This window comes from Ilyobacter sp. (assembly GCF_041583315.1).
In the GTDB taxonomy this organism is placed as follows: domain Bacteria; phylum Fusobacteriota; class Fusobacteriia; order Fusobacteriales; family Fusobacteriaceae; genus Ilyobacter.
Genome location: NZ_JBFHGC010000300.1, coordinates 1 through 3,635, shown reverse-complemented (window position 1 = coordinate 3,635; position 3,635 = coordinate 1). Strand labels below are relative to the sequence as shown.

Annotated in this window: 4 protein-coding genes; all 4 read right to left on the bottom strand. The window is 36.5% G+C overall.

Annotation, left to right across the window (positions count from 1 at the left end):
- On the bottom strand, window positions 1-560 hold a 560-nt coding region (locus tag ABZA26_RS10255; RefSeq protein ID WP_372714429.1), incomplete at its 3' end, for a hypothetical protein.
- Window positions 561-710: 150 nt separating this feature from the next.
- Window positions 711-1,268: a serine O-acetyltransferase EpsC gene (epsC, locus tag ABZA26_RS10250; RefSeq protein ID WP_372714428.1), complete on the bottom strand. Its 558-nt coding sequence runs from the start codon at window positions 1,266-1,268 to the stop codon at window positions 711-713.
- Between the two features lie 60 nt (window positions 1,269-1,328).
- Entirely contained in the window at window positions 1,329-2,240 is a 912-nt protein-coding gene (gene cysK, locus ABZA26_RS10245) for a cysteine synthase A (RefSeq protein WP_372714427.1), read from the bottom strand.
- A gap of 108 nt (window positions 2,241-2,348) precedes the next feature.
- Complete coding sequence (gene pepT, locus ABZA26_RS10240; RefSeq protein WP_372714430.1) at window positions 2,349-3,614, bottom strand: peptidase T; 1,266 nt, start codon at window positions 3,612-3,614, stop codon at window positions 2,349-2,351.
- Window positions 3,615-3,635 lie beyond the last annotated feature (21 nt).

Sequence of the window (3,635 nt, the reverse complement as noted above, 5' to 3'; positions counted from 1 at the left end):
CCGTGGATTTTTTCGACTATCTCCTGAGGAGCAGGATATTTTTTATAGAGGCCCTCATCTCTCAGTCCCTCACTTTCTGCCACTCTGTGGATTTTTTCCAGGATTACCCTAGATACCTCACCCTTATCATCTCCGAGGTTTTTCAAAGTTATAATCAGTATGTTCTGACACACCATCAGCAGAAGCACATTATTCACTACAGCATTTTTGGGCGTTTTTAAAAAAAGTACCCCTTTGTTTTCATTATCTATAATATTATCCGTGCATGTAATTACAGCCCTCAGACAGTATATCACCTTACCGTATTCTGTGAGGTTTTTACCCTTTATGCCACTTTGTTTTAATATACTAAGTATAAGAAGGGTAAAGAAGTTCTGTTTAAAGCTTTCTAAAAATTCCATCTTCTTCCCGGAAAAGTAAAATTCCTTTGAAAAATCTAATTTTTTCATCTCTGACTTCATCTCTTTTTCTATTTTTAAAAGCTCAAAATAAGAATCTTTAAAAAGATTTGTCAGTTTTATATTCCCTATCATCAATTTTCCTATATCCAGTTTGGTCATTTTCATTCTCCTGACTGTTTTGCTATACTCATTTGATTTTATTTCTATTTTACATTTTTTTAATTTTATATAGTATGGTATAAATTTTGACTGACTATGTTTTTAAAAAGTTTATAAAAAAACTGTGGAAAAAGTTCCCACAGTTTAGCTTTAAGCCCTTTTGGATATTATCTCAGCTTCTTTGTTTATCTTATACCGCTTTTTTTTTATTTCTGCAGGTATCCCCACTACTGTAGCTCCCGCAGGCACATTTTTCAATACCACCGAATTGGCTCCCACTCTGCTCCCGGGACCTAGTATTATGTTCCCCAGAACTTTGGCACCTGAGCCTATTATACATCCGTCTTCCACTGTAGGATGTCTTTTCCCCTTTTCGTTCCCTGTTCCCCCTAGAGTAACCTGGTGATAAAGGGTCACATTATTTCCAACAACAGCTGTTTCACCTATTACTATTCCCATACCGTGATCGATAAAAAGTCCTCTTCCTATCTTGGCTCCCGGATGTATTTCTACACCTGTTAAAAAACGTGAAAATTGAGAGATAAATCTAGCCATGAAAAAAAACTTTTTTCTGTAAAGAAAACTGGAAACTCTGTGAAAAAGAACTGAATGAATACTCGGGTAAAGAAGAAAAACTTCCAGTCTGCTTCTTGCAGCAGGATCTTGTTTGAGTATATTATCTAAATCGTATTTTAATCCTTGAAACATAGTTATACCTCTCTTTCCGTTTTTTAGGTGATATTAAAATTTGGATAGGTTCTCTAATTTTTAACCATATAGGTCTGTTGACAGATACTTTTCTCCTCCGTCAGGAGATATGGTTAAGACTTTTTTTCCTGCTCCCAGCTCTTTAGCCACTTTAATTGCAGCAGCAATATTCGCCCCAGAAGATATTCCCAGAAGAAGTCCTTCTTTTTTTGCAGTATCTCTGGCAGCATCATAAGCCTCTGCATCAGTTATCTTTACCACTTCGTCTACAATATCCATATTTAGTATTTCAGGAATAAACCCTGCCCCTATACCCTGTATTTTGTGTTTCCCCGGTCCTTCTCCTGACATTACAGCTGATGTTTCCGGTTCCACAGCATATATTTTTATATCTTGAATTTCTTCTTTGAGTTTCTTTCCCACTCCTGTGATTGTACCTCCGGTACCTACCCCTACCACAAAAGCATCCAGGTGATCAAAATCTTTAAGAATCTCCTCTGCAGTACTTTTATAATGTTTTTCAGGGTTTGCCTTATTGGTAAACTGTTGTGGAATAAAACTTCCGGGCATTGTTGCTGAAAGTTCTTCGGCTTTTTCTATGGCACCTTTCATTCCCAAAATTCCATCGGTTAGTACGAGCTCCCCGCCATAGGCTTTCACTATATTTCTTCTTTCTATACTCATGGTGTCAGGCATTACAACTATTACCCTGTAACCTTTCAAGACACCTATCAGAGTCAGAGCTATACCCGTATTTCCACTTGTAGGCTCTATTATGACTCCGCCTTTTTTCAGTATCCCTGCTTTTTCAGCTTCCTCTATCATACCAAGAGCAGCCCGGTCTTTTATGCTTCCCCCGGGATTTTTACCCTCTAATTTTATATAAATTTCAGCCATACTCTCTTCTCTAATATTTGAAAGTTTTACAACTGGTGTATTACCTATAAGCTCTATTGAATTATTGACTATCATAAAATCCCCTTTCTTTATTTTTCATATAAGGAATATTCTTTATTATACACGTAAACAATCCTCGTGTCAAAGTCTATTAAATAAATAATTACTAAATATTATTTATTTTTATTTGTTTATATTTATAATTTCTTCATTTTCTGCATAATTTTCACAGATTTTAACTATGAGCTCCACCGATTTTTCCATTGACTGCACCGGTATATACTCAAACTTCCCGTGGAAATTATGCCCCCCTGTGAATATATTTGGGCATGGAAGACCCATATATGAAAGTCTGGCTCCGTCTGTTCCACCTCTTATGGGCTTCACTATTGGTTTTATCCCTATATCTTCCATAGATTTTTTTACTATATCCACTATTTCTATCACAGGAAGCACTTTTTCCTTCATATTAAAATAACTGTCTTTTAACTCCAGTTCAAAAATTCCAGAACCATATTTTTTATTCAAAAAATCCACAGCATTTTTCATGAGGTTTTTTTTATGAGTAAATTTCGCCATATCATGATCTCTTATGATATAGTTCATGTCTGTGGTTTCCACATCCCCCTTCATGTCACAGAGAAGAAAGAAACCCTCATAGTTTTCAGTATACTCCGGTCTCTCACTCACAGGAAGCATGGAGTTCAGCTCCATTCCAAGGAGCATAGAGTTGACCATCTTATTTTTAGATGTCCCCGGATGGATATTTCTTCCTCTTATTTTTATCCTAGCAGATGCAGCGTTAAAATTTTCATATTCTAGCTCTCCGATCTCTCCGCCGTCGATTGTATAGGCATATTGAGCACCAAAGTTTTTCACGTCAAAGAGGTCGGCTCCTTTCCCTATCTCTTCGTCTGGTGTGAAGCCTACTTTTATTTCTCCGTGCTCTATACTCGGATTATTTATTAGGTATTCCATTGCTGTTATTATCTCGGTTATACCTGCCTTGTCGTCTGCTCCTAGAAGAGTAGTCCCGTCAGTGACTATAATGTCCTGTCCCAGGTAGTTTTTTAATTTAGGAAAGTCATCAGGGGTCATGATTATGTTTTCCTGACTGTTTAAAACAATATCTCCGCCATCATATTTTTCAACAATTCTCGGTTTTATATCCTTCCCGGAAAAAGAAGGTGCAGTATCCATGTGAGCTACAAATCCTATTACAGGTATATCTTTATCTGTGTTTGAAGGGAGAGTTGCAGTCACATATCCGTTCTCATCTATCAAGACCTTTTCCATCCCTATCCCTTTTAGTTCTTCTGCCATGAGTTTTGCAAATCCCATCTGACTTTCAGTACTCGGGCACGTCAGCCTGCTTTCATCTGATTTGGTATCAATTTTTATATATTTAAAAAATCTTTCTGTAATTTTTTTCAATTTTTTCCCTCCCAAGTTAATAAAAAAATTTTGATT